The sequence below is a fragment of the Paenarthrobacter sp. YJN-D genome, assembly GCF_015040335.1.
Taxonomy (GTDB): Bacteria; Actinomycetota; Actinomycetes; order Actinomycetales; family Micrococcaceae; genus Arthrobacter; species Arthrobacter nicotinovorans.
Map to the genome: position 1 here is coordinate 2,529,052 of NZ_CP053549.1, position 25,121 is coordinate 2,554,172.

Here is a 25,121-nt window from a genome sequence, read left to right on the forward strand (position 1 = left end):
CCTTACGGGTCGGAAAAAGCTAGAGGGACCTCAGTACCGAAACGACCTTGCCCATGATGGTTGCCTGGTCGCCGAGAATGGGTTCGTACTGGGTGTTTTGGGGCAGCAGCCAGGTATGGCCATCGCGCTGTCGGAACGTCTTTACAGTGGCTTCGTCGTCCAGCAAAGCGGCCACGATGTCGCCGTTGATGGCGTCGTTCTGGCGGCGGACAACGACCCAGTCGCCGTCGCAGATCGCGGCATCAATCATGGAGTCGCCAGCGACTTTCAACATGAAGAGCTCACCGTGTCCCACCAGTTGCCGGGGCAGGGGGAGCACGTCCTCAACTGTCTGGTCGGCCAGGATGGGTCCGCCTGCCGCGATGCGGCCAACCAGCGGAACCATGGCGGTGTCGCTTGCGCTGGTGAGTTCTGTCACAGCCAGGCCGCCGGTGCTCCGAAGCGTTGCCGGTGCCTCCACGCCCGGGATGGGGCCGCCGTCCAGGGTCAAGGGCATCAGTACTTCCATTGCGCGGGGACGCTTGGGGTCCCGGCGAAGGTAGCCGAGTTTTTCCAGCTGGGACAACTGGTGGGTAACGCTGGAAAGGCTGGCCAGTCCAACGGTGTCCCCGATTTCGCGCATGCTGGGCGGATAGCCGTTGTCGTTGACTGACCGCTGGATGGTTTCCAGGATCTTTTTCTGGCGCACGGTCAGGCTCTTGGGAGTCTTGGGAGGCTGTTGGCTCCGCAGGGGTACCCCGCCGCCTGTGGCTTTCGCTGCCATGTTCGCCAATGCCTTTCGTTCCGCCCCGAAACGAACCGGGGATGCAGGGACTGAAAAAATGTCAGACCCTCCTGTTCCACTGAAACAGTGCTGTTCCTTCACTCAAACGTAGGGCAGGCACAGGCGTTTATCAAACATTTGTTCTAGCGAGTCTCGACACCGTTCGTTGATAAGTGCTAAAAATGTCATAGCAAGGTTCGAACATGTGTTCTATAAACCTCGCGCTGAAACTGGATGTTCGAACGAACTGTTCGAATACCGGCCGCAGTCGGGAGGAGCACACAAAGAATTGGCAGCCTTGCTCCGGAAGCTCCGGAGCAAGGCAATAGCTCAGAAGGGCTCAGCTCATGTCCGCAATAACTTCGTTCGCTGATTTCCGCACCACGCAGGCCCCCGCCCGCCTGCGCCTGACCCGCCGTGGCCGGGTGGTGTTCTTCTTCATCCCGGCCATGCTGCTGGCGGCTGTTCTGCTCAGCCTTGCCGGGTTCATCACTTCCCCTGCCAAGGCTTCCGATTCCCAGGCCGAGCTGCAGCCGCCGGTTGCAGTCTCTGTGACAGTCCAGCCCGGTCAGTCCCTGTGGGGCATTGCCGGCGCGGCGGCTCCGGAGCGGGACCCGCGTGATGTCATTGCTGAAATCATCCAGTTGAACGACCTCCGCGGCGGGCGCATCCTTCCGGGGCAGCAGCTGTTCGTCCCGGCCCACTAAGGCTGTTAGCCGGTGGCCGGATCCCGCGCCGCGACGTCATGGTTACTCCGCAGTCCCGCCAGCCCCTTAAACTGTTCCAGTGAGTGAGCAGCTTGAGCGACTTGACCGACTACCCCTCCGGACCAACCTGCGTGGACTGAGCCCCTACGGCGCACCGCAGCTTGATGTCCCCGTTTTGCTCAACGTTAACGAAAACACCCATGGCGTCCCCGCCGATGTTCAGGCGGCGATTACTGAGGCCGTGGCAGCAGCCGCCACAGGACTGAACCGCTATCCTGACCGCGAGTTCACCGATCTTCGTGAGGCCCTCGCCGAGTATCTTGGCCACGGCCTTTCAGCAGACAACATCTGGGCCGCCAACGGGTCCAACGAGGTCCTGCAACAGATCCTGCAGGCGTTTGGCGGCCCGGGACGCAAGGCCCTTGGCTTCCCGCCCACGTATTCCATGTACCCGTTGCTGGCCAGCGGAACGGATACCGAATACATCCGGGGAGTCCGCGCCGATGACTACGGGCTGGATGCCCGGTCGGCGGCTGCGCAGGTGCGCGAAACCGGAGCCAACATCGTTTTCCTGTGCTCACCGAACAACCCCACAGGGACGGGCCTGGGCCTGGATGTGGTGGAGGCCGTGTATGAAGCCGGTGAAGCAAGCCAGGCCATCGTGATCGTGGACGAGGCCTACCACGAGTTCGCCCACGACAACACTCCGAGCGCGTTGACGCTCCTGCCCGGCCGTGAGCGCCTGATCGTTTCGCGCACCATGAGCAAGGCATTTGCCCTGGCAGGTGCCCGGCTCGGCTACATGGCGGCGGCCCCTGAAGTTACGGACGCCATCAGGTTGGTCCGCCTGCCGTACCACTTGTCTGCCATCACGCAGGCCACCGCCCTCGCAGCATTGACTCACCGCGAGGCCCTGATGGCCGACGTTGAGGACATCAAGGTCCAGCGCGATCGGATCGTTACCGAACTTCTCCGCATGGGACTCAAGCCCGCGGCGTCGGACTCGAACTACGTCTTCTTCGGTGGACTCGAGAACCCGCACGAGATCTGGCAAGGGCTGCTCGACGCAGGCGTGCTCATACGTGATGTCGGCATTCCGGGTCACTTGCGGGTTACCGCCGGGACCGAACCGGAAACCACCGCATTCCTTGATGCCCTGGAAGCACTCCTGGAACGCGCAGCGTCACAGCGCGCCTAAACTTGTCAATAGACCCAACCTCCCTCCCTGCATAAGGACGTCCCAATGAGCGAAACCGGCGCCACGCCGTCCGCTGCCCGCACTGCGCGCATGGAGCGCACCACCAGCGAATCTTCCGTATTGGTGGAGATCAACCTGGACGGTTCCGGAATTTCGGACATCAGCACCTCAGTACCGTTCTACGACCACATGCTGACCGCACTGTGCAAGCACTCCCTGATTGACATGACGGTCAAAGCCACAGGTGACACGCACATCGATGCCCACCATACGGTGGAAGACGTCGCCATCACGTTCGGTGAGGTGCTCCGGACGGCCTTGGGCGACAAAGCTGGTATTCGTCGTTTTGGCGAAGCCACGGTGCCTCTGGACGAAGCCCTCGCCCATGCAGTCGTTGATGTTTCCGGACGTCCGTACCTTGTGCACGGTGGTGAACCTGCGGGACAGGAGTACCACCTGATCGGTGGCCACTTCACCGGCTCGTTGACCCGCCATGTTTTCGAGGCAATCACGTTGCACGCCGGAATTTGCCTGCACATGAACGTTCTTGCTGGCCGGGATCCGCACCACATTGTGGAGGCCCAGTTCAAGGCTTTCGCCCGCGCACTGCGTGCCGCCGTAGAGTCCGATCCGCGTGTTGAGGGCATTCCCTCCACCAAGGGGGCACTGTGAGTAGCCAGGTCCTGAAGAACGGCGCAGTGGCTGACGCCACTGCATCCGTTAGGCCTGAGTCGCCGGAGGGCAAGCCGACCGTTACGGTTCTGGACTACGGATCCGGCAACGTCCGGTCCGCCGTCCGCGCGCTTGAGCGGGCGGGTGCCCACGTGGTGCTCAGCGCCAAGCCTGAGGACGTCCTCAACGCCGACGGCCTGGTTGTCCCCGGTGTTGGCGCCTATGAGACCGTGATGAAAGAACTCAAAGCCGTAGACGCCATCCGCATGATTGGACGCCGGGTTGCCGGTGGACGTCCGGTGCTGGCTATCTGCGTGGGCCTCCAGGTTCTTTTCGAGGCCGGCGTCGAGCACGGTACCGAGTCCGAAGGCATGGCCGAATGGCCCGGCAAAGTCGAACTCCTTCCTGCTCCCGTTGTGCCGCACATGGGATGGAACACGGTGGACGTACCTGAGGGTTCCAAGCTGTTCGCCGGTGTGGAGCAGGAGCGTTTCTACTTCGTTCACTCCTACGGTGTGCAGGAGTGGAACTTCGACGTCGTGCAGCCCCGCATGGCGCCCCCCATGGTCACGTGGTCCGAGCACGGCGCACGTTTCATCGCTGCCGTGGAAAACGGCCCGCTGTGCGCCACCCAGTTCCACCCCGAGAAGTCGGGCGACGCCGGGGCCCGCCTCCTGCGCAACTGGGTGGATGGCCTTCGGAAGCCCGCACCGGAAGCTTCCGGAAACGGTGCTGCCTAGATGTGGTCTGTGATCCTCATGGGCCTGGCCGGCCTCCTGGTGGGCGGTGGGATTTCCTTCCACCAGCAAAAGAAGCCCCGCTGGGTCTCTATTTCTTTCTACGTGTTGGCCGGGATGTCCCTGCTGGCTGCGTACCTCCTGACACTTCCCGGTAACTGAACCGCTGGTCCCAAGCCGGCGCTCCCTCAACTCCAAGGACACTCATGACCACCTCCTCCCAGTCCGTACTGGAACTCCTGCCGGCCGTCGATATCGTCGATGGCCAGGCGGTGCGCCTCCTGCAAGGAGAGGCGGGTTCTGAAACCAGCTATGGGACGCCCTTGGAGGCAGCCTTGAACTGGCAGAACGACGGTGCGGAATGGGTCCATATGGTTGACCTCGACGCCGCCTTTGGCCGTGGCGACAACGCCGCTCTCATCAGCGAGGTCGTGTCTCAGCTCGACGTCAAGGTGGAGCTTTCGGGCGGCCTGCGGGACGACGAATCACTCGAACGGGCCCTCGGTTTGGGCGTTGCCCGGGTAAACCTTGGGACGGCAGCGCTGGAAAACCCGGAGTGGACGCGCCGGGCGATCGAACGCTTCGGTGACAAGATCGCCGTCGGGCTTGATGTCCGCGGTACTACGCTGGCCGGACGCGGATGGACCAAGGAAGGCGGGGACCTTTGGGAGGTTCTGGCCCGCCTCGAGGACGCCGGGTGCGCCCGCTACGTAGTCACGGACGTTACCAAGGACGGAACGCTGCAGGGCCCCAACGTGGATCTGCTGCGTCAGATGGTGGAGAAGACCGGCAAGCCCGTAGTGGCTTCCGGCGGTATCTCCAGCTTGGAAGATCTTCGCGTGCTGCGTGAACTCGTGCCGCTGGGTGTCGAGGGTGCGATTGTGGGCAAGGCTCTGTATGCCGGTGCCTTCACCCTGCCCGAAGCCCTGGACGTGGCCGGCCGCCGCTGATGGGCCGCCACTCAGCCCACGAGCCGGAGCTTAACCAGCGGGAGAAGCGCGACCTGCCCGGTCACATCGCGGCGGCCTTGGCAGGCGCCGGGGGAGCCGCGGACTCTGCGGGCCAACCCTGGGCAGGTAGAAGCCTCACTGGCGACGACGCCAAAATCCACAACTTCGAAGACGATGATGGAACCGCAGACGCCGGTTACCTTGCGGCTATTGCGGCGCTGATCGACGGCACCGGTGGCGAGGCGGAGGTCGTGGCCTCCCTGGCCACGGCACGTGTCTTTGTCCCGGTGGTTGCCCAATTGGCCGAGGAAGCCGAAGGCGTCGACGGCCTGCATGCAGATAAGCAGGCCGATATGGCATTGGTCACACTGAAGGCCCCCGACGGCCGCACGGCAATGCCGGTGTTCACCTCGGCGGCAGCCTTGGAAGCGTGGCACCCCCAGGCGCGGCCGGTCGCTGTTTACGCAGCACGCGCAGCACTCTCGGCGGTGTCGGAAGGTGCCCAACTCCTGGTTTTGGACCCTGGCTCCCAGTTCGCCTTCGTCGTGCGGCGACCCGCCATGTGGGCGCTCGCGCAGCAGAAGGACTGGACGCCGTCATACCTTGATGATCAACTGGAGACTGCTCTCGTTTCGACGATTTCAGCCTTCACTGCGGTCCGCCGCCTTGAGACGCACCCCGGCGGTGGCGTTGCGTCCCTCACGGCGGACGGCCGCCAGGTCCTCGGAGGCGGTCCGGGCCCGGAACTGCGTGTGGTGCTTTTCCTCGAGGACGGTTTGGACGCCGGGGCCGTGCAGGCGCTTGTCGCGCAACTGAACGATGCGTGGGCACGGATGGATTCCTTTGCCGAGGGTGTTGATTCCATGGAAGTAAAACTGCAGCGTGCAGCACAGGAGCGCGCGCCGCACTAATGGCAGGTCCGGTTCCCCGGGACTGCCCGGGGAAATGAGGATTGAGCCAGTGAACTTCGCTCTCTACAAAGAGATGCTGTCCATACGCCCTGTCCGGCGGCTGCTGGTTGTCGGGATGGTTGCGCGTATCCCGCATTCGGCCGCGGGAGTGCTCCTTACCTTGCACATTGTCCTGACGCTTGGCCAGGGATATGCCGCTGCGGGTGCTGCAGCGGCGGTCATGACCATCGGCATTGCCCTGGGCGCACCGTGGCGTGGCCGCAGGGTTGACATGGTGGGGCTGCGTAAAGCTCTGATCCCGTCAGTTGTCTCCGAAACCGTCATCTGGTCGATCGTCCCGCACGTGTCGTACCAATGGCTGTTACCTCTGGTGTTCATCGGAGGCCTGTTCACTCTGCCGATCTTCAGTGTCGTCCGCCAATCGTTGGGCGTCATGGTGGACGGTGAGCAGCGGCGTTCGGCCTTTGCCTTGGATTCCATAGCCACCGAGCTTGTTTTCATGATCGGTCCGGCCGTCGGAGCTGTGGTGGCGACCAGCGGCTACTCGGCTCTTGGCCTGACCGCCGTTGGTATCTCGGTATCTGTGGCTGGACTTTTCCTGATGTGGTTCAACCCGCCCACCAGAAGCGAAGCAGCCTGCACACCGGAGGAATCCGCCGATCGGGAGTCGGCCGATCTTGCGGCAGCGGAGGCGGCCATGGTGGCTTCGGCTCCTGCGCATGTCCAGGAAGCGGCCTCGGAAATGGCGTCTGCAACCTCGCGCACGGCCGGGCTCCGGAGCCGAGTGGCCAGGAATTTCACCTGGTTCACCGTTTCTGTTGCTGCGCTCTTCGCAGTAGCCGCTGGTTCGGGCATGGTGCTCAGCGGCTCGGATGTCAGCATCGTGGGGCTGCTGGAACGTGGCGGCCACCAAAACGAGATCGGTATTGTCTTCTTCTTCTGGTGCGCCGCGTCGGTAGTCGGCGGTCTCATCTACGGTTCGATGAAGCGGTCCATCTCACCCATGCTCCTTTTGCTGGGCATGGCCGCACTGACCATTCCGATGGGATTTGCCCAGGACACCTGGACCCTGGCGTTCCTCTCACTCCTGCCGGGCTTGTTGTGCGCACCGGTGCTGTCGGCTTCCTCCGAGAAGGTTGCGGACCTTGTGGAGGAGGATCGCCGGGGCGAAGCAATGGGCTGGTACGGCTCTGCGCTGACCGCCGGTGTTGCTCTGGGGGCGCCCCTGGCAGGGGTCTTCATCGACACCGTGGGTCCGTCAGGCGGCTTCGCTGCTGTTGGTATCGCCGGCGTCGTGCTGTGCGCCACCGGCCTGGTGCTCATGTCCATCCGACGACGGGCTGCCCGGGTCTGAGTCAACCGGCACCAGCCGACGACGGCGGGTCGACCACTGATGGTCGGCCCGCCGTCGATGATTATTCAGGCAGTTGGCGTCAGTTCACCGGTCCGGTGAACTTTTCGCCCGGGCCCTTGCCGGGGGCATCCGGAATGATGGATGCCTCGCGGAACGCGAGTTGCAGGGAGCGCAGGCCGTCGCGCAACGGGCCTGCGTGCTGGGAGCCGATTTCGGGTGCGGCTGCGGAGACCAAGCCGGCGAGTGCGGTGATCAGCTTGCGGGCTTCGTCCAGGTCTTTGAGATCCTCGGCGTTGGGGTCGTCGGCAAGCCCAACCTTGACCGCTGCCGCACTCATGAGGTGCACGGCGCCGGTGGTGATGACTTCCACTGCCGGGACCTCTGCGATGTCACGGATCTGCTGGGAGACTCCGGCGTCGGCGGCGGGGGCGTCTCCGCCGAAGGAATTGCGGGAATTGCTGTCTTCAGTGCTCATACTGGTAAGCTTGTCACAGACCGACTGGAAGTCGTTATTCACCGTGGACATCTACAGTACTGTGGGCATCGACAGTGAACCATCGCAGTCAACGTCCCGCCGTTCGCAATGTGCGCTTGGCGGGTTGTTTCTGTAGAATTGACTTTCAGTTTGCAAGCGGAGTTCTCTCCCACCCGCGTCAGCCGTTTCCCTTCGGGGACAGGATCCCCTTGATGGGACAAGAGGTTGCCGGGTACCTGGTCGGACATTTCAGGGTTGATCCCGGAAGTGCGCGCTTTCCATAGGGGAAGTGGATCCGATCTTCGAGGCCTTCGATTGCGCCAGCAATTGGGGGCCTTCTCTATTTGCCGGTGACACCACCACAACCACAGGAGCTTTAACATTAGCGAGCCAAGAATCAATGAGCGTATCCGCGTCCCCGAGGTGCGGCTGGTCGGCCCTGCCGGCGAACAGGTAGGAATTGTCCGCATCGAGGACGCACTGCGTCTTGCTGCCGAATCCGATCTCGATCTCGTTGAAGTTGCGCCGCAGGCTAAGCCTCCTGTTTGCAAGTTGATGGACTTCGGCAAGTACAAGTACGAAGCCGCCGTCAAGGCCCGCGAAGCCCGCAAGAACCAAACCAATACGGTTCTAAAGGAAATCCGCTTCCGCCTCAAGATCGACAAGCACGACTACGAAACCAAGCGCGGGCACGCTCTGCGCTTCCTCGGAGCCGGTGACAAGGTCAAGGCCATGATCCAGTTCCGTGGTCGTGAGCAGCAGCGGCCTGAAATGGGCATCCGCTTGCTTCAGCGTTTCGCGGAGGATGTAGCCGAGGTTGGCGTCATCGAGTCCAGCCCCCGCATCGATGGCCGCAATATGGTCATGGTGATCGGACCGCTGAAGAACAAGGCCGAAGCGAAGGCTGAAGCCCGTCGTGCCAGCCAGCGTGCAGAAGCCAAGGCCCAGAATGAGGCCAAGGCCGCAGGACGCGTTGACACCACGGGGGAGCAGGCGCCGCTGACGCAGAGCCTCGCCGATCTTCTGCCCGAAGGCTTCAAGGTTTCCGAAGAGGAAAGCACGCAGGAAGCTCCCGCAGCAACCGAGGCGCCCGCAGCTGAAGAAGCACCGGTTGTCGAGGAAGCTGCAGCTGAAGCTCCGGTTGCCGAAGAGGCACCTGAAGCAGCAGAGGAAGCACCCGTTGCTGAGGAAGCTCCGGCTCCCAAGGCGGCTCCGGCACCTAAGGCGGCTCCGGCTCCCAAAGCAGCTCCGGTGGAGGCAGCTCCGAAGCCTGTTGTTCCGGCTGCGGCGCCCAAGCCAGCGGTTCCTTCGGCCCCGAAGCCTGTCGCCAAGCCGGCAGCTCCCAAGCCGGCTGCCCGGCCCGCGGCCCCCAAAGCCACGCCGAAGCCAGCAACACGTAAGACCAATTAGTTCAACGCCGCGGAGGCCCTGGCCTCCACCGGCAAGCAACCAGCACGTCGGCCCTGGTGGCCGGCTGCGCGATAGAATCGCGGACTTGTCCGTGGATACGTAAGGAGATCGGTTCCCATGCCGAAGATGAAGACCCACAGCGGTGCTAAGAAGCGCTTCAAGCTGACCGGTACCGGCAAGCTGAAGCGTCAGCAGGCCAACCGCCGTCACTACCTGGAGCACAAGTCCTCCAGGCTGACCCGTCGCCTCGCCGGCGACAAGCTCGTCTTCAAGGGCGATGCCAAGGTCATCAAGAAGATGCTCGGCGTCTAAGTTCCAAGTTCTTTGGTTACTGCCATCCGGCAGGGACCGACTACACCAAAAGCCTTCTCAGGCCGGCCGGGTTTCCGGCAGTAGCAGCTTGGGATAAAGATTTCTGAAGGAGTACGCACGTGGCACGTGTGAAGCGGGCGGTAAACGCCCACAAGAAGCGCCGGGTTGTCCTCGAACGCGCCAAGGGTTACCGCGGTCAGCGTTCGCGCCTGTACCGCAAGGCCAAAGAGCAGCTGCTGCACTCGTTTGTGTACAGCTACGGTGACCGCCGTAAGAAGAAGGGCGACTTCCGTCGCCTCTGGATCCAGCGCATCAACGCTGCATCCCGCGCCAACGGCCTCACCTACAACCGTCTGATCCAGGGCCTCAAGGCCGCTGAGGTCGAGGTTGACCGCCGCATGCTCGCCGAGCTGGCTGTTTCCGACGCCAACGCTTTCGCCGCTCTGGTGAACGTTGCCAAGGCTGCCCTGCCGGCTGACACCTCTGCTCCGGCTGCCAAGGCTGCTCCGAAGGCCAAGGTTGCTCCGGCTGTCGCTACGGCTCCTGCCGTAAAGGCTGTCGTTTCCGAGAAGCCGGCCATCGATGGCGCAGTTGCCGCCGACGGTGACGAGGCTCCGGAAGGCTACGCCATCAAGGGCAACGCCGAATCCAAGAAGTACCACGTTCCGGGTTCCACCTGGTACAACACCACCGCTGCTGAATACTGGTTCTCCACCGTTGAAGCTGCGAAGGCAGCCGGTTTCGAGCCGGCCGGCGGCGAAGCCCGCCAGCAGATCAAGAACTAGTCGCAACTGCCACTAAAGTTCTTTATATGAACGAAACCGGGCGCCCGCAAGACTTTCCGATGACCAACCCCCGAGCAGATCGGGTGAGGGATGTCGCAAAGCTTGCCGGGCGCCCGGCGCGTTTAAAGCGCGGGCGGTTCCTTGCTGAGGGGCCGCAGGCGGTGCGCGAGGCATTGACCCTGCACCGCGACCGGACAACGGCGGGCGGATCCGCCGTCGTACATGAAGTTTTCGCCAGCGAAGCGTGCCTTGATCGCCTCCCCGAGCTTGCCGACCTGGCGCGGGGGACGCTGCTGCGGCTGGCGAGCGATGAAGTACTAGCCGCCATGGCTGACACCGTTAACCCGCAAGGGATCGTAGCGGTCTGCAGTTTCGTGGACGTCAGCCTGGACTCGGTGCTCGACGCCGGTCCGCAGCTTCTTGCTGTCATGTGCCAGGTGCGTGACCCCGGCAACGCCGGAACCGTGCTCCGCGCCGCCGATGCCGCTGGAGCAGACGCCGTGGTTCTCACCGGCTCCAGCGTAGACATCTATAACCCTAAAGCGGTGCGGTCCACCGCAGGCTCCCTGTTCCACCTCCCGGTGGTCCTGGGGGCGGACGTCGAGGAACTGGTTGCGCGGTGCCGGGAGCGGGGAATAGGCATCCTGGCCGCTGATGGCTATGGAACCCTCAATCTGGACAAGCTTCAGGATGAGAACGCTGCACGAAGGCTCGGCAACGGTTCCGTGGCCTCGGACTATGCCCTGGAGTCGCCTACAGCGTGGCTCTTCGGCAACGAAGCCCAAGGCTTGTCGGAGGACGAACTTGCACTGGCCGATCACCGTGTTGCCGTGCCCGTATACGGGGCGGCCGAGAGCCTGAACTTGGGTACCGCCGCCACTGTGTGTCTTTACGCCAGCGCACGTTCGCAGCAGGGCGCCCGAGTGGGGAATGCGTAAACAACGCGCCGCCGGGTACGGTATTGCTTGCAAGATCAGACGATGACGACTCTTCTTGGCCCTTTCCATTCTTTCCCAAACCCGAAGAGGTGAAGCTTTCGTGGCTGCTGGTGGCGGTACCAAAGCGATTGTTGCGGCTCTCGCCGCAAATCTAACGATTGCTGTTCTGAAGTTCATTGCATTTTTCCTGACAGCGTCATCGTCCATGCTCGCCGAGGCAATCCACTCAGTTGCCGACTCCGGCAACCAGATCCTGCTGCTGGTGGGCGGGAAGCGGTCCAAACGCGCCGCCAGTCCGGAACATCCGTTCGGCTATGGCCGCGAACGCTACATCTACGCCTTCATCGTGTCCATTGTCCTGTTCAGCGTCGGTGGCCTGTTTGCCCTTTACGAGGCCTGGGAGAAGTTCCAGCACCCGCACGGCATCGAAGGCGGCTTCTGGTGGGTTCCCTTGGCGGTGCTGGTGGGAGCGATCATTGCCGAAAGCTTCTCCTTCCGCACGGCGATCATCGAATCGAACCACATCCGCGGCAAGCAGAGCTGGGTCAAGTTTGTCCGCAATGCCAAGCAGCCCGAGTTGCCGGTCATTCTCTTGGAAGACTTCGGTGCCCTGCTTGGCCTGGTCTTCGCGCTCTTTGGTGTCAGCATGACGCTGGTCACCGGTAATGGCGTCTGGGATGCCCTCGGAACCGCGATGATCGGCCTGCTCCTGGTCGCAATTGCCGTGGTCCTGGCGATGGAAACCAAGTCCCTGCTGCTGGGCGAGTCTGCCACCAAGGAGGACGTCCAGCGTATTGCCGACGCCCTGCAGGCTGACGGGACCCGCATCATCCACCTCAAGACCATGCACCTCGGACCCGAAGAACTGCTGGTCGCCGCCAAGATTTCCATGGGAGCGTCCGAGACGGGCGAGCAGATCGCCCAGGGAATTGACGACGCCGAGCAGCGGATCCGTGCGGCGGTTCCCATCGCCCGGGTCATTTACCTTGAACCCGACATCGAACGGGTCCAGGCCCAGGCCTAGTCCTGACCGTCAGTCCCGTAGAGGCGACTAAAAAGAATGGCTCCGCATTTGCGGAGCCATTCTTTTTTGGGACAGATCGTTTCCCACCAGCCATTCTTCCCTTGGGTCAGGCAGCCAGCGCTTTCCTGCGTTCAAGTGCACCGCTGATGACGGCTACGACCAGTCCGAGGATGGCCAGGACTGCTCCCACCAGGGCCGGGGCTACGTAGCCCCAACCCCACGCGATGACTGTGCCGCCGAGGAAAGCACCCAAGGCGTTGGCAATGTTCAGGGCTGAGTGGTTCAGCGAGGATGCCAGCGAGGCCGCCCCTGGTGCTGCGTCGAGAAGCCTGGTCTGCAAAGCAGGTGTCAGCATGGAACCGATGCCGCCGACGACGAAAGCCATGACGAACGCGGACCACGCCCAATGGGCGGCAATGGCGTAGACCACCAAGGCGGCGGCAATCCCCGGCATGACCCAATAAATGGTGCCCATGACGGACTTGTCCGCCAGCCGCCCACCGATGATGTTGCCAACCACCATGCCGAGCCCATAGAGGGCAACAACGGCCGGAATGAGGTTCTCCGGGATGCCGGCCACAGATGTCATCGTGTGGGCGATGTAGGTGTAAACGGCGAAGAATCCTCCGAAGCCGATGATCCCGATGAGCAACGCCAGCCATACTTGGAGCCTTTTGAGCGCCCCAAGTTCCCGACGGATGCTGGCATCCGGATGCGCGGCTTCGAAGGGGACGAACTTCCACACCATGGCAACAGTAAGCAGACCGATGGCGCCCACTATGACAAACAGGAGCCGCCACCCGAAGGTTTGTCCCGCCCAGGTGGCCAGCGGAACACCAATGACATTGGAGACCGTGAGTCCGGCCATCACCATTGAAATGGCCCAGCCGCGTTTGGTTGGTGCAACGAGGCCGGCTGCGATGACAGCCGCCACCCCGAAGAAGGCCCCGTGGGGGAGCCCGGAGGCAAACCGCGACAACAGCATCAAGCCGTAATCGGGGGCGATGAAAGACGTGAGATTCGCCAGTGCCAGGAACAGCATGAGGCCCAGGGCCAGGTTCTTCCTGGGTAGTTTGGCCCCCAAGGCGGCAAAGACGGGTGCGCCGATCACGACACCCAGGGCATACGCCGAGATGAGGTTTCCCGCTTCGGGGGTGCTGATGCCGAGTCCCTCTTCGACTTCCTTCAGCAGGCCCATCATGGCGAACTCGGTGGTTCCGATGGCAAATCCGCCCATGGCCAGAGCCAGGATGGCCAGGCCAAGGTGGCGTCGGGATTTTTTGGCGACGACGGGCTGGGACGTGGTGATAGACATAGACCTGCTTCTGGGGGCGTCTTGCGAGCTGGGAAGAATGGAAGAAAATCCGATAACAAGTCTAGTTCGCCGCCGGGGTAGGGCTTTACTTATGTGACTACGCCCATGTGCGCGGTCCGTGGACCTGCCGGCCCCTGAATCGTGCGGCCTCTGAATCGTGCGGCCTCTGAATCGTGCGGCCTCTTGTACGGTCGGGCCCTAGACTGTTGCGGTGACTGCATTGATAAACGTCGTGGGTGCCGCCGTCGTCGACTCTTTGGAGGCCCCCGGCCGTTTGCTGGTTGCACGTCGCACCGCCCCGCCTCAATTTGCCGGTATGTGGGAGTTCCCGGGTGGCAAGGTTGAATCCGGTGAAGCCCCGGAAGCGGCCCTCCACCGCGAACTCGCTGAAGAGTTGGGGATCCAGGTCAAGCTCGGCCGGGAGCTGGAATCGGGCAAGCCGGACGGGTGGACCCTCAATGAACGGGCGTCCATGCGAGTGTGGTTTGCCGAGGTGACCGCTGGGGACCCGCTACCACTTGAAGACCATGACCAGCTTCAGTGGGTTTCGCTTGCCGACCCTGAGGAAGCGCTTGGCCTGGCGTGGATACCTGCGGATCTTCCGATTGTCCGTGCGCTCCTGCAACGGGTCTCGATGCCCGCCGAAGGCGTCCGGCCGGTCTAGAATAGAGTCTGTTGGCCCGGAAGGGGAACGGCAATGCCCGCCGTTTGGGCGTCAGTGGCGGCAGATGAATGCCGGGCGTTCCGATGGCTGAATCCGGAGCTTCCCGTGAAGCCGTATTTCGCCTTGAAGTGAGTGATTCTGCCGGTCAACCATGTGCGGTATTCCTTGGAGGCGTACCAGCCGTTGCCGTAGAGGCGCCGGTACTTGCCCACTAATCCGGGGTGCTGGGCGGCAAGCCAGTCCATGTACCACTCGCGTGTGCCGGGTTTGAGGTAGAGGGCTCCTGCCGATACTCCTGTGGCGCCGGCCTGGGCCAGTCCGGCGAACAGGGAGTCCAAGGCTTCGTCGGAGTCCGTGAGCCACGGCAGGATGGGCATCGCCATGACACCGCATCCCAAGCCGGCGTCGCGGAGCCGGGCAATAAGTTTCAAGCGGGCCCTGGGGGAGGGAGTGCCGGGCTCGATGAGTGCGGCGAGGTCCTCGTTGGTCATGGCCAGGGAAATGCCCAGATCCACGGGAACCTGGGTGGCAGCATGCTTGAGCAAGGGGATGTCCCGCGCCAAGAGTGTGCCTTTGGTCAAGATGGAGAACGGCGTGCCCGAATCCGCAAGGGCCCGGATGATCCCGGGCATCAGGGCGTAGCGGCCCTCCGCCCTCTGATACGGGTCCGTGTTGGTGCCCAGGGCAACCTGATGGTGTCCCCAGGACGGCTTGGCGAGTTCTTTGCGGAGCACCTCGGCAGCATTGATCTTGACGACAACCTGGGAGTCGAAGTCCCGGCCCGCATCGAATTCCAGATACGTGTGGCTTTTGCGTGCGAAGCAATAGACACAGGCATGGCTGCACCCGCGGTAGGGGTTGACCGTCCATTCGAACGGCATGTTCGAACCGGTGGGCACCTTGTTGAGCACTGACTTTGCGGTGACCTCATGAAAGGTGACCCCGGAGAATTCGGGCGTAGAGACGGAACGCACAAGCCCGGCCAAGGGCAGCAAGGCATCCATCGCCGGGGCAGGGCGTGGAACGATGCTGCCATCCGCATCTGGTGCCGGTTCACGCGTCGGTGAAAGTGCTTGTGCGTCCCATCTCATGGACTCCATTCGAATGTATGTTCGAACCAATGTCAAGGCCTCCGAATATTCGTATCCCACGGCCGGGCCCCTCGTTGCTATGGTAGGCCCATGATTCTGCTCACGGGTTTCGAACCGTTCGGCCGGGATACGGTCAATCCCTCCTGGCTTGCCGTCCAGCTCGCCAGGGAGAGCCTCCAGGCAGAGGGGTTCGCCGTGGAGGCCATCGAATTGCCCTGCGTTTTCGGAGAGTCACTGGAGGTCCTCCACCAGGCCATTTCGCGTCTCACTCCGGAGGTGGTGGTCTGCGTGGGCTTGGCCGGTGGCCGGGACCGGGTATCGCTGGAACGCGTCGCCATCAACTGCGATGATGCCCGGATCCCGGACAACAAGGGCCAGCGCCCCATTGATGAAGAAGTGATCCCCGGAGGACCTGCAGCATACTTCTCCAGCCTGCCGATCAAGGCCGCGCTCAGGAATCTGCAGATCGCGGGGATCAAAGGTGAAATCTCCCAGACAGCCGGTACCTACGTGTGCAACCACGTGTTTTACGGCTTGATGAATGCACTGGCGTCCCGGCCGGGCGTTCGGGGCGGTTTCGTTCACGTTCCCTATCTTCCGGAACAGGTCACGCCGGAGGGGGCAGCTCCATCAATGCCGCTGTATCTGACGGCCGAGGGGATTGCCGTAGTTGTCCGCACTGCGCTCAACACCCCGGTGGATACCAAACTGCCCGCCGGGGCAATCCACTAGCGAGGGCCATCCACTAGATAAGTTCCCATTCCACCGTGACGCTGGCGGAGATGACAGATTCACCGGCCTCCACCGGCAGTGTCTCTGCGACGTAGGACGCCCGGACCATTCCACCCATGGGAACCGGGCCGCTGTGTACCGGTTGCTGGGAGATGGACACCACGGATCCCAGCCGGGCGGAGGCCAGCGCCGCGTACTGTTCGGCCCGGGCCAAGGCATCCTGCCAGGCGGCTTCCTGGGCTTGTGCCGTGGCGCGGGAGGGGTCGGCCAGTCCTTGCTCCAGGCCGTTGATGCGGATGTCATCGCCGCCGGCCGCGACGGCTGCAGCAATTGCTGCCGGTGCGTCCCCATGCGACCGGATACCGACGTGCAGTGTCGTGGACGCTACGTAAGCCGACACCTTCTGGCCTTGACCTTCAACCCACATCACATCGGCCCGCAGGTTCAGCCCGCTCGTCCGCAGGTCCCCGTCCCCGATACCCGCTGCGCGCAAGCTTGCCGCGACGGCGGCCGCTGACGTGCCGGCGTCGTCGTATGCTTTCGCCGCGGTTTCCCGTCGCGTCTCCACGCCCAAAGTCAGCGTCACCAGGTCCGGAGCAGCCGTTGCGCTCCCTGTACCCGTCACGGTGATGGTTCGCTCCATGGCTAAGCCTCGATTCGATCATGGGCAGGATGGTCCTGCCGGCGGTTGGTGGGTTCGATGTAGCCGCCTGCTTCCAGCCCGGCCTGGCGCTCGAACCAGTTACCCAGTCCCGGATTACCGGTCCGGACCATCGACCAGCAGGCCGCAGCCCCGTAAAGGACCAGGAACGGAAGCCCGAGGCAATACGCATACTGCGTGCTGTGCCGTTCCTCGTGGCCCAGCAGCACAGGGTTGGTTCCGGCAACACCGTACGGAGCCCGGTACACAACCACGTTGCCGACCGTAAAGGCCCCGGCAAGGGGGAGCTTCCACTGGTAACCGGACGCAATCAGCAGGCCGCGCGGCCCGCGCGACAACTTCGACCGTGACGTGACGGCCACCGCCAGTCCGAGCGGAGTGGACAGGTTCAGGACGTTGGCGATCTGCCGGAGGCGTTGCGCGGGAGTCATGAAGCCATGCTAGACCCGCGGCGTGTGGCAGGGCACGGACGGCAGGGATACGCTGTTCGAGCACTCACTCGTGCAGGGGATGAATGGGGAAAGAAACATGAACGTAAAACGCGCCATAGGCGTGCTCGGTGTGCTGATTGCCGTCATGGTGGCCTTGACCGGATGCGTCAAGCTCAACATGTCAGTCAAGGTCAATAACGAGAAAAGCGTCGACTACGAGGTTGTATACGCGATCCAAAAGTCGGTTCTGGGGGACAAGTCCTTCGACGACTTCATGAAGTCCAATGGCGGCGGCAGCCAGGAGATGGACATTCCTGAGGGTGCCACCGTGGTGGACTACGAAGACGACAAGTACAAGGGCAAACGGATCACGGCGGTGAACCTTGACCCGGCCAAGCTGGCCGAATCGTCCAGCTCCGAGAACCCTTTTGATCTGAAAAAGGATGGAGACTTCTACGTCATGTCCATGGGAAGTGTTACGGGAGCTGACAGCAGCGATCCCCAGGCATCCGCCATGGCAAAGTCGATGTTCGACGAAGCGTCCGTCAAGTTCACCTTCCCCGGGAAGATCGTTGAAGCCAACGGTGCAGTCGTTGATGGCAACACGGCAACATTCGACATGCTGTCCATCAAGGAGACGGCTGTTCAGGTAAAGGCCGAGGCCAATGCCGGCATCCCGGGGTGGATCATCTGGACCCTCGTGGCCCTGCTGGTGGTTGCTGCGGCGCTGGTGCTGCTGTTCGTGCTGTTGCGCAGGAAGTCAGCCCGGCAGTCGCCGGCGCTCGCAGGCGCCCCAGTGTACGGCCAGGACGTGAACGGCCCGGGGCAGCCCGGTTACCCCGCACCGCAGTCACCATCGGGACAGCCCGGGTACCCTGCGCCGCAGCCTGGTCAGCCTGGCCAGCCGGCCCAGTCGCCACAGCAGGACTGGGCCGGTCAGGGCTACACGCCCGGCGCGCAGTCCACGCCGCAGCACGGGAATGGTCACGACGACGGCCAGGTACCTCCGCCGCCGGCCGCACCACCGGCTTCGGGCGCCTAAGCGCCCGGCTGCGTACCGCCGTCGTGATGAAAAGGGGCGGCTGTTTCACATAGCGGGATGCGCGCGGGCGGGTTAAATCCCGCATGTGCGCTTCAACTAGACTGAGGGGTAGTGCCCGCCGTCCGCGGCGAGCACTACCCCTTTGTTTTGCAGGCCTGCATTGCCGGCCGCTCCCAACTCGTAGCTAAGAACAGTAGATGACTGACACTTTGCCAGGCGCCGCCATCCCGAATCCGCTGGATGAAGCCGCCATCAACGCCGCCGTCGAGGACGCCATCGCCGCTATTGCGGCCGCGTCTTCCCTTGATGAACTCAAGGCTGTCCGCCTCGCCCACACCGGCGAGAAGTCGCCCCTGAGTCTTGCCAACCGCGAAATCGGTGGCTTGGCCAAGGAACACAAGGCAGCTGCGGGCAAGCTCATGGGCTCCTCGCGTGGCCGGGTCAATCAAGCGCTCGCGGCAAGGACCCAGGTTCTGGAAGCTGAGAATGATGCCCGCATCCTGCTCGAGGAAACGGTCGATGTTACAGCGGCCCCGCGCCGTCGCCGCGCCGGTGCCCGCCACCCGCTGTCCACCTTGCAGGACAGGGTGTCGGACATCTTCGTTGGCATGGGTTGGGAGATCGCCGAAGGACCCGAGGTGGAGTCCGAGTGGTTCAACTTCGATGCCCTGAACTTCAAGCCGGACCACCCGGCACGCGAAATGCAGGACACGTTCTTCGTGGAGCCTCCCGAGGCGCACCTGCTCATGCGCACGCACACTTCACCGGTACAGGTTCGTTCCATGCTGGAGCGCGAAGTGCCTATCTATGTCCTGTGCCCGGGCAAAGTGTTCCGGACCGACGAGCTCGACGCGACGCACACACCGGTGTTCCACCAGTTCGAGGGTCTCGCAATCGACAAGAACCTCAGCATGGCTGACCTGCGCGGCACGCTGGAGCATTTCGCACGCCAGATGTTCGGCGACGAAGCCTCCATCCGTCTGCGCCCAAACTACTTCCCGTTCACCGAGCCGTCGGCAGAACTCGACATCTGGCACCCGGGCGCCAAGGGCGGCCCACGCTGGATCGAGTGGGGCGGCTGCGGCATGGTCAACGCCAATGTCCTGCGGGCTGCCGGGATCGATCCGGACATCTATTCAGGTTTTGCTTTCGGTATGGGCATTGAGCGCACGCTCATGTTCCGCAACGAGGTCGGCGACATGCGCGACATGATCGAAGGCGATGTACGTTTTAGCGAGCACTTCGGGATGGAGATCTAACAGTGCGTATCCCACTTTCCTGGTTGCGTGAGTTCGCGCAGGTTCCGGCCGAAGCTACGGCCGAAGATGTCATGGCTGACCTGGTCAAGGTCGGCTTTGAAGAAGAAGATGTCCACCGTCCCACCGATGAGCTGAAGGGCCCTGTGGTTGTTGGGCAGGTGCTGAGCCTGGTCAAGGAACCGCAGACCAACGGCAAGACCATCAACTGGTGCCAGGTCCGGGTTGTCCCAGAGGGCCAGGAACAGACCCTCACCGGCAAGGGAATCGACCCCTCCGGCGTGCAGGGCATCATCTGCGGCGCCCACAACTTTGTTGAGGGCGACAAGGTTGTTGTTACCTTGCCCGGAGCCGTACTGCCCGGAAACTTCCAGATCTCGGCCCGCAAGACCTATGGCCACCTGTCTGCCGGCATGATCGCATCCGTGCGAGAGCTGGGCATCGGCGATGACCACGATGGCATTTTGGTCCTCTCCCGCATCGGCCTCGACCCCGAGATCGGCACTGACGCCATGGAGCTGCTGGGTCTGTACGACCAGGCAGCCGAAATCAATGTCACTCCGGACCGCGGCTACGCATTCTCCATCCGTGGGGTTGCCCGCGAGTACGCCCACGCCACGGGAACTTCGTTCGTGGATCCGGCGTCCAGGGTCAACGCGCCTGCTTCCCTGCAGGGTGGCTACGGAGTCAAGCTCAACGACGATGCTCCCATTTACGGCAAGCCGGGCTGCGATCGTTTCGTTGCGCGCACGGTCCGGGGCGTGGATGCCTCCCGCCCCACCCCGCCGTGGATGTCCTCACGCCTCCGCCTGGCCGGCGTACGTTCCATCTCGTTGCCCGTGGATATTTCCAACTACGTCATGTTGGAGCTCGGCCAGCCGAACCACTGCTACGACCTCGACAAGCTTTCGGGCGATATCGTTGTCCGCCGCGCGGTCGCGGGGGAGAAGATCACCACGCTCGATGACAAGGAGCGCACACTCGACGCCGAGGACCTGCTGATCACGGATGATTCGGGTGCGATCGGCATCGCAGGCGTGATGGGTGGCGCCTACACCGAGGTTTCCGATTCCACCACGAATATCCTTGTGGAAGCCGCGCACTTCGACGAAGTATCCATTGCCCGCTCACGCCGCCGTCACAAGCTGCCGTCCGAGGCGTCCAAGCGCTTCGAACGCGGTGTGGACTGGCACGTCGCCAACGTCGCCGCCCAGCGCGTGGTGGACCTCCTGGTGGAACTCGCCGGAGGTACCGCGGACGAGACCGGTACCGACGTCGGAACGGCGCCTGACGCCGTCGTGATTGAGCTGCCTGCCGGTTATGCCTCCGCGCGCATCGGCATCGACTTCACCGAAGATCAGATCACCACCTCCCTTGAGGACCTGGGGGCCGTGGTGGAGAAGACCTCTTCCGGTTACCGCGTGACTGCACCAAGCTGGCGCAACGACCTCGAAACCAAGGACGACCTCTCCGAGGAAATCGCCCGTCTTGTGGGCTACGACAACATCCCGGCTACCTTGCCGGTGGCTCCTCCGGGACGCGGATTGAGCCGCACGCAGCAGCAAAAGCGCCGCGTCGTGCAGGCCCTGGCCGATGCCGGGCTGACAGAGGTGCTGTCCTACCCCTTCGTCACGAAGGCAGCCAACGACACCTTCGGAGTGGCCGAGGAAGGCGCTGCCCGTCCGGCGTTGAAGCTCGCCAACCCGATCAGCGAGGAACAGGGGTACCTCCGCACGTCCATCCTGCCGGGCCTGATTGAGGTGGCACGCCGCAACCACTCGCGCGGTTTCCGCGATCTTGCACTCTACGAGGCCGGCTCGGTCTTCCTGCCGGGTGACAAGCTCGGAACGGAGTCCATCCCGCCGTTGGGTGTCAAGCCTTCCGATGAGGTGCTGGATGCACTGTACGACGGCGTCCCCGACCAGCCGCTGCACATCGCCGCGGTCCTGACCGGTCATGATTCTCCGGCTGCCGCTACACACAAGCCGCGTGCCTGGGACTGGGCCGACGCCCTGGACGTGGCCCGGCTGATCGCTGACGTTTTGGGCGTTGAACTGGTTGTCAGCCAAGGCAGCCACCAGGCATTCCATCCCGGGCGCGCGGCGCAGCTCGCACTGCGCAACGGCGACGTGGTTGGATACGCAGGGGAACTCCACCCCAAGCTCCTTGCTGCGCACGACATGCCTGCGCGTTCAGTAGCGGTTGAGGTGGATGTCGATGCCTTGTTCGAAGCTGCCGCCGACGTGATTGTCGCCAAGCACATCTCCGGGTTCCCGGTGGCGACGCAGGACGTTGCCCTGGTAGTTCCCCTGGACGTGCCGGCCGATCAGGTCCTGTCCGCACTCCGTGAGGGTGCAGGTGAGCTCCTTGAGGACGTCTCGTTGTTCGACGTCTACGTGGGCCCGGGCATCGATGACGGTAAGAAGTCGCTCGCCTTCGGCCTGCGGTTCCGCGCAAACGACCGCACCCTGACGGCGGATGAGGCTTCGGAGGCCCGCGCTGCTGCCGTGGCCGTAGCCGCCGACCGCTTTGGAGCTGTCCAGCGCTAGCTCGACTCAAGAAAACCCCGGGACTGCTGTCCCGGGGTTTTCTTTTTAACGAGATTCAACTCCCAACATCTTGACAGGCTGTTCACATGTGTATGACAGTTTTGTCATACACATGTGAAGCATGTGTATCACATCCCTCGAACGGTTCCACGGGAGCCGTCCTTTGAAAGGTACCCATGAAGAAGCAGAACATTGCTGTGCTTGTCGGGGCTGCAGTTGTGGCTTTGACGTCCTCGCTTGGTGGAGCTGCGGTAGCGTCAGAGCCGACGCCGCAGGCCGCCATTTCCGGGGTGCAGCCTGTGTCGCACACGGTGGACAAGACGCAGACGTCAGGGTCCGCGGCATCTCCGCTGGCCGACAAGTACACTCTGGCGATGCCCTCCAAGGGTGGCGGCGCTTCCACGGACTCAGTCATCGGCGCTGATGGCAGGGTACGGATCACGAACACCACGGCCGCGCCCAACCGCTCGATCGTGCAGATCGAATTCAACGGAGGCTACATCTGCTCCGGCGCCCTCATTTCGGATGACACCGTGCTGACCGCGGGCCACTGCGTGCACGAAGGTGGCACGGGTTCCACAGCGGATTACTCCTGGGGTGTGAAAGTGGCTCCCGGCCGGAACGGATCAACTGATCCTTACGGTACCTGTGGGGCTACCCAGCTCCTGACGGATCAGCGCTGGATTGATTCGGCCAACACGAATGCCGACTGGGGAGTCATCAAGCTCGACTGCACCATCGGCAACACCACCGGCTGGCTGAACTACACCGGAACGACCACCAGCCTGAACGGAACCACCGCGACGGTCCGGGGCTATCCCGGTGACAAGGCCTTCGGCACCATGTGGTCCATGACCGGTTCCATTGACAGCACCCAGGCCGAGAAGGTCTTTTACAAGATGGACACCTACGGCGGCCAGAGTGGCGCACCCGTCTACAACAGCTCCAACACCATCGTGGCCATCCACACCAACGGAGGCAGCTCGAACTCAGGCACGCGCATCACGCCCACCCTGGCGAGCTACCTGAACTCGGTGAAGTAGCGCCGGTGGGTTAACTCAGTAACAGTGTTCCCGGCAGCAATCCTGGCTGCGGGGAACACTGTTGTTTGCCCGGTGAACATCACCACCACGCTACAGTTTGCTGGGGACAAAGCCGCGAAAGGGGGTCGTGATGGACGAGCCTGTACTTGAGTTGCGCAGGCTCGACGAAGTTCCAGCTGCCGAGCGCTTCACACGACTCGGCAAACCCGCCCAGCAACGTGCGCTCCATTTAGCCAACCCCAAGGACCGTGAAGAATTCGTCGCTGGCCGGCTGGCCCTGCTGAATTTCGCCGCCTCGCTTCTCGACGTCGATCCCGTACACCTCGGGCCTGATTATCATTGCCCGCAATGCGGTCCCGGCCAGGATCACGGTCGCCCCGGCTTCCTTCTCGACGGCGGTCCGGCGCCTCTGCTGCTGAGCGCATCCCGGGCGTCGGGCTGGGTGCTGCTGGCCGGCGTCGTGCATCCAACAGATGGCTCCCGGCTGGGAGTGGATCTGGAAGCGATAGAGGGGGTTGGCTTCGACGGATTCGATGACGTGGCCCTGACTGAAAGCGAGAAGCGTTTCCTGGTGTCCTTCCCGGAACAGGACCAAGCCACGCTGCGGGCCCGGCTCTGGGCACGCAAGGAAGCCTGGCTGAAGATGACAGGCGAGGGCCTGAGGCATAACCCTGCGGAACTGGATGTGCTGGGCCTGCCCGGTCTGCACGACATCACCCACATGCAACTACCTGACGGACTGGTGGCCGCCCTGGCCCTGGGCTAACGTGCTGCAGGCAGCGGCGGAAGCGCGGCTTCGTACAGCCAGGGCCGGAGAATTCCAGCAGCACCGATCCCCGGAATGAAGGCGTCTGCAGCTGCAATGAACGATTCCGTGGATACTGACCCGTGCCGGTTCGCGGCGGTCCACTCCTGCAGGAAGCCAAAGAACGCTTCATCCCCGGCAGCCATCCGCAGAGCGTGGACGGCCAGCGCCCCGCGCTTGTAGACACGGTCATCGAACATCAGCTCCGGGCCGGGGTCGCCCACCAGCAGGTCCTGGGGCCCGGCGTCGAGCCTCTTCCATGCAGCCGATGCCCGCGCCGCAACAGTCATGGTGCCGGATTCCTCGGACCACAACCATTCGGCGTAGCAGGCAAATCCCTCATGAAGCCAAATGTCCTTCCAATTGCTGACCGTCAGCGAATTCCCAAACCATTGGTGGGAGAGCTCGTGGGCGATCAGCCGCTGGGAATCCCAGGCATCCTTCATGTGGTTTCGGCCGAAAATGGAGACCGTCTGGGCTTCCAACGGAATTTCCAGCTCGTCTTCAGTGACCACCGAGGTGTAGTCCGCGAACGGGTACGGGCCGAAGCAGTCCTCGAATGTCCGCATCATGTCCGGTTGGCGACGCAGGCCCTGAAGGGCGTCCCCGGTCATTTCAGGAGTCACGGCAACGTACTGGGGGACCCGGTGGTGTGCGGCGTCCAACTGCAGCGGGACTTTGGCGTAACGGCCTATTTGAACGGTGGCCAGGTAGGTCGCCATCGGCTCAACCTGCTCGTAGACCCACGTTTCCCGGCTGGATTTGCGGGAATGGGACACGAGCCTGCCGTTGCACACCGGGCGGTAGTTCTCGTCAGTGGTCACGGAAATCAGGAAGCTGGACTTGTATCGGGGGTGGTCATTGCAGGGGAACCATGAGGCCGCGCCGTTGGGCTGGCCGGCCACCAGTACGCCGTCGTTCAGTTCTTCCCAACCCACGTCGCCCCACAACCCGCGCCGTGGTTGCGGATTGCCGTCATAGCGGATCTCCAGGGAAAACTGCTGCCCGGTTTTGAGGGCCGAGGCCGGATTGAGGACCAGGTGCTCGGCACGGTGGCTGAATTTCTGCACCTTCTTGCCGTCCATATGCACCTTCGACGCCCGCAAGCCCACCAGGTCCAGGACAATCTGCGTGCTTGCTTCCAAAGCTGTGCACTTCAGGACCGCTCTGCCCATCAGCTTGTTGCTGCCCAGCCTGACATCGAGCTCCAGCTCGTATCGGTCCACCCGGTAGCGGGTGCTTCCGTGGTCCAGGGTGTAGGGGTCGGGACTGGGGGTGCTGATGGGTGCGGTCATT

At 63.0% G+C, this 25,121-nt stretch carries 27 protein-coding genes; 20 read left to right on the forward strand and 7 right to left on the reverse strand.

The window, feature by feature from the left end:
• Positions 1-19: 19 nt before the first annotated feature.
• Positions 20-763, reverse strand: coding sequence for a transcriptional repressor LexA (gene lexA / locus HMI60_RS11770; protein ID WP_018779083.1), 744 nt, complete (start codon positions 761-763; stop codon positions 20-22).
• Between the two features lie 347 nt (positions 764-1,110).
• Here lexA and HMI60_RS11775 point away from each other — a divergent pair, with 347 nt between their 5' ends.
• The 8 genes from HMI60_RS11775 to HMI60_RS11810 all read left to right on the forward strand — a co-directional run bounded on the left by HMI60_RS11775 (position 1,111) and on the right by HMI60_RS11810 (position 7,292).
• The gene (locus tag HMI60_RS11775; RefSeq protein ID WP_039240619.1) at positions 1,111-1,470 is read left to right on the forward strand and encodes a LysM peptidoglycan-binding domain-containing protein; all 360 of its coding nucleotides are present in this window, start codon (positions 1,111-1,113) and stop codon (positions 1,468-1,470) included.
• 79 nt (positions 1,471-1,549) lie between these two features.
• Entirely contained in the window at positions 1,550-2,668 is a 1,119-nt protein-coding gene (locus HMI60_RS11780; RefSeq protein ID WP_079582222.1) for a histidinol-phosphate transaminase, read from the forward strand.
• A gap of 45 nt (positions 2,669-2,713) precedes the next feature.
• Positions 2,714-3,340: an imidazoleglycerol-phosphate dehydratase HisB gene (gene hisB / locus HMI60_RS11785; protein WP_018779086.1), complete on the forward strand. Its 627-nt coding sequence runs from the start codon at positions 2,714-2,716 to the stop codon at positions 3,338-3,340.
• Complete coding sequence (gene hisH / locus HMI60_RS11790; RefSeq protein WP_018779087.1) at positions 3,337-4,080, forward strand: imidazole glycerol phosphate synthase subunit HisH; 744 nt, start codon at positions 3,337-3,339, stop codon at positions 4,078-4,080. The genes hisB and hisH overlap by 4 nt, the downstream gene beginning before the upstream one ends.
• On the forward strand, positions 4,081-4,239 hold the full coding sequence (locus tag HMI60_RS11795) for a hypothetical protein (protein WP_018779088.1): 159 nt from the start codon (positions 4,081-4,083) through the stop codon (positions 4,237-4,239). It abuts the gene before it with no gap.
• Positions 4,240-4,283: 44 nt separating this feature from the next.
• Positions 4,284-5,027: a bifunctional 1-(5-phosphoribosyl)-5-((5-phosphoribosylamino)methylideneamino)imidazole-4-carboxamide isomerase/phosphoribosylanthranilate isomerase PriA gene (gene priA / locus HMI60_RS11800; protein WP_039240621.1), complete on the forward strand. Its 744-nt coding sequence runs from the start codon at positions 4,284-4,286 to the stop codon at positions 5,025-5,027.
• Positions 5,027-5,938: an SseB family protein gene (locus HMI60_RS11805; protein WP_079582221.1), complete on the forward strand. Its 912-nt coding sequence runs from the start codon at positions 5,027-5,029 to the stop codon at positions 5,936-5,938. The genes priA and HMI60_RS11805 overlap by 1 nt, the downstream gene beginning before the upstream one ends.
• Positions 5,939-5,987: 49 nt before the next feature.
• Positions 5,988-7,292, forward strand: coding sequence for an MFS transporter (locus HMI60_RS11810; RefSeq protein WP_039240625.1), 1,305 nt, complete (start codon positions 5,988-5,990; stop codon positions 7,290-7,292).
• Positions 7,293-7,371: 79 nt separating this feature from the next.
• Here the strand turns inward: HMI60_RS11810 and HMI60_RS11815 are convergent, their stop codons facing one another.
• Positions 7,372-7,767 (reverse strand): DUF1844 domain-containing protein, encoded by a 396-nt coding sequence (locus HMI60_RS11815; RefSeq protein WP_026267346.1) that lies wholly within the window; start codon positions 7,765-7,767, stop codon positions 7,372-7,374.
• Positions 7,768-8,190: 423 nt separating this feature from the next.
• Between HMI60_RS11815 and infC the strand changes: the two genes are divergently transcribed.
• The 5 genes from infC to HMI60_RS11840 all read left to right on the forward strand — a co-directional run bounded on the left by infC (position 8,191) and on the right by HMI60_RS11840 (position 12,236).
• Positions 8,191-9,177, forward strand: coding sequence for a translation initiation factor IF-3 (infC, locus tag HMI60_RS11820; RefSeq protein WP_370584002.1), 987 nt, complete (start codon positions 8,191-8,193; stop codon positions 9,175-9,177).
• Between the two features lie 117 nt (positions 9,178-9,294).
• A complete protein-coding gene (gene rpmI / locus HMI60_RS11825; RefSeq protein WP_011774324.1) occupies positions 9,295-9,489 on the forward strand; it encodes a 50S ribosomal protein L35 in 195 nt (64 codons plus the stop codon).
• Between the two features lie 119 nt (positions 9,490-9,608).
• Positions 9,609-10,274, forward strand: coding sequence for a 50S ribosomal protein L20 (gene rplT / locus HMI60_RS11830; RefSeq protein WP_018779094.1), 666 nt, complete (start codon positions 9,609-9,611; stop codon positions 10,272-10,274).
• A gap of 26 nt (positions 10,275-10,300) precedes the next feature.
• Positions 10,301-11,212 (forward strand): RNA methyltransferase, encoded by a 912-nt coding sequence (locus HMI60_RS11835; RefSeq protein ID WP_018779095.1) that lies wholly within the window; start codon positions 10,301-10,303, stop codon positions 11,210-11,212.
• Positions 11,213-11,312: 100 nt separating this feature from the next.
• Positions 11,313-12,236, forward strand: coding sequence for a cation diffusion facilitator family transporter (locus HMI60_RS11840; protein ID WP_039240632.1), 924 nt, complete (start codon positions 11,313-11,315; stop codon positions 12,234-12,236).
• 106 nt (positions 12,237-12,342) lie between these two features.
• Here the strand turns inward: HMI60_RS11840 and HMI60_RS11845 are convergent, their stop codons facing one another.
• Positions 12,343-13,551, reverse strand: a complete 1,209-nt coding sequence (locus HMI60_RS11845) for an MFS transporter (protein WP_079582219.1) — start codon at positions 13,549-13,551, stop codon at positions 12,343-12,345.
• 211 nt (positions 13,552-13,762) lie between these two features.
• Here HMI60_RS11845 and HMI60_RS11850 point away from each other — a divergent pair, with 211 nt between their 5' ends.
• Positions 13,763-14,215, forward strand: a complete 453-nt coding sequence (locus HMI60_RS11850; RefSeq protein ID WP_193589699.1) for a (deoxy)nucleoside triphosphate pyrophosphohydrolase — start codon at positions 13,763-13,765, stop codon at positions 14,213-14,215.
• Here the strand turns inward: HMI60_RS11850 and HMI60_RS11855 are convergent.
• The gene (locus tag HMI60_RS11855; RefSeq protein WP_018779099.1) at positions 14,212-15,306 is read right to left on the reverse strand and encodes an Rv2578c family radical SAM protein; all 1,095 of its coding nucleotides are present in this window, start codon (positions 15,304-15,306) and stop codon (positions 14,212-14,214) included. The two genes, HMI60_RS11850 and HMI60_RS11855, sit on opposite strands and share 4 nt — an antisense overlap.
• A gap of 90 nt (positions 15,307-15,396) precedes the next feature.
• Here HMI60_RS11855 and pcp point away from each other — a divergent pair, with 90 nt between their 5' ends.
• Positions 15,397-16,038, forward strand: a complete 642-nt coding sequence (pcp, locus tag HMI60_RS11860) for a pyroglutamyl-peptidase I (RefSeq protein WP_193589700.1) — start codon at positions 15,397-15,399, stop codon at positions 16,036-16,038.
• Between the two features lie 13 nt (positions 16,039-16,051).
• On the opposite strand, the gene HMI60_RS11865 is transcribed toward pcp, so the two are convergent.
• On the reverse strand, positions 16,052-16,681 hold the full coding sequence (locus HMI60_RS11865; RefSeq protein ID WP_039240640.1) for an SIMPL domain-containing protein: 630 nt from the start codon (positions 16,679-16,681) through the stop codon (positions 16,052-16,054).
• Positions 16,682-16,683: 2 nt separating this feature from the next.
• Positions 16,684-17,130 carry a hypothetical protein gene (locus HMI60_RS11870; RefSeq protein WP_193589701.1) on the reverse strand — a complete coding sequence of 149 codons (447 nt, stop codon included), beginning with the start codon at positions 17,128-17,130 and terminating at the stop codon, positions 16,684-16,686.
• A gap of 97 nt (positions 17,131-17,227) precedes the next feature.
• Between HMI60_RS11870 and HMI60_RS11875 the strand changes: the two genes are divergently transcribed.
• The 5 genes from HMI60_RS11875 (at position 17,228) to HMI60_RS11895 (ending at position 23,786) form a co-directional block, all read left to right on the forward strand.
• Positions 17,228-18,172: a hypothetical protein gene (locus HMI60_RS11875; protein WP_227453522.1), complete on the forward strand. Its 945-nt coding sequence runs from the start codon at positions 17,228-17,230 to the stop codon at positions 18,170-18,172.
• Positions 18,173-18,369: 197 nt separating this feature from the next.
• Positions 18,370-19,431, forward strand: coding sequence for a phenylalanine--tRNA ligase subunit alpha (pheS, locus tag HMI60_RS11880; protein ID WP_193589703.1), 1,062 nt, complete (start codon positions 18,370-18,372; stop codon positions 19,429-19,431).
• A gap of 2 nt (positions 19,432-19,433) precedes the next feature.
• Positions 19,434-21,977 carry a phenylalanine--tRNA ligase subunit beta gene (gene pheT, locus HMI60_RS11885; RefSeq protein WP_193589704.1) on the forward strand — a complete coding sequence of 848 codons (2,544 nt, stop codon included), beginning with the start codon at positions 19,434-19,436 and terminating at the stop codon, positions 21,975-21,977.
• Between the two features lie 176 nt (positions 21,978-22,153).
• Positions 22,154-23,020, forward strand: a complete 867-nt coding sequence (locus HMI60_RS11890) for a serine protease (RefSeq protein ID WP_039240648.1) — start codon at positions 22,154-22,156, stop codon at positions 23,018-23,020.
• A gap of 130 nt (positions 23,021-23,150) precedes the next feature.
• Positions 23,151-23,786 carry a 4'-phosphopantetheinyl transferase superfamily protein gene (locus HMI60_RS11895; protein ID WP_193589705.1) on the forward strand — a complete coding sequence of 212 codons (636 nt, stop codon included), beginning with the start codon at positions 23,151-23,153 and terminating at the stop codon, positions 23,784-23,786.
• Here the strand turns inward: HMI60_RS11895 and HMI60_RS11900 are convergent.
• Entirely contained in the window at positions 23,783-25,120 is a 1,338-nt protein-coding gene (locus HMI60_RS11900; protein ID WP_193589706.1) for a M1 family metallopeptidase, read from the reverse strand. The two genes, HMI60_RS11895 and HMI60_RS11900, sit on opposite strands and share 4 nt — an antisense overlap.
• Between the last annotated feature and the right edge of the window lies 1 nt (position 25,121).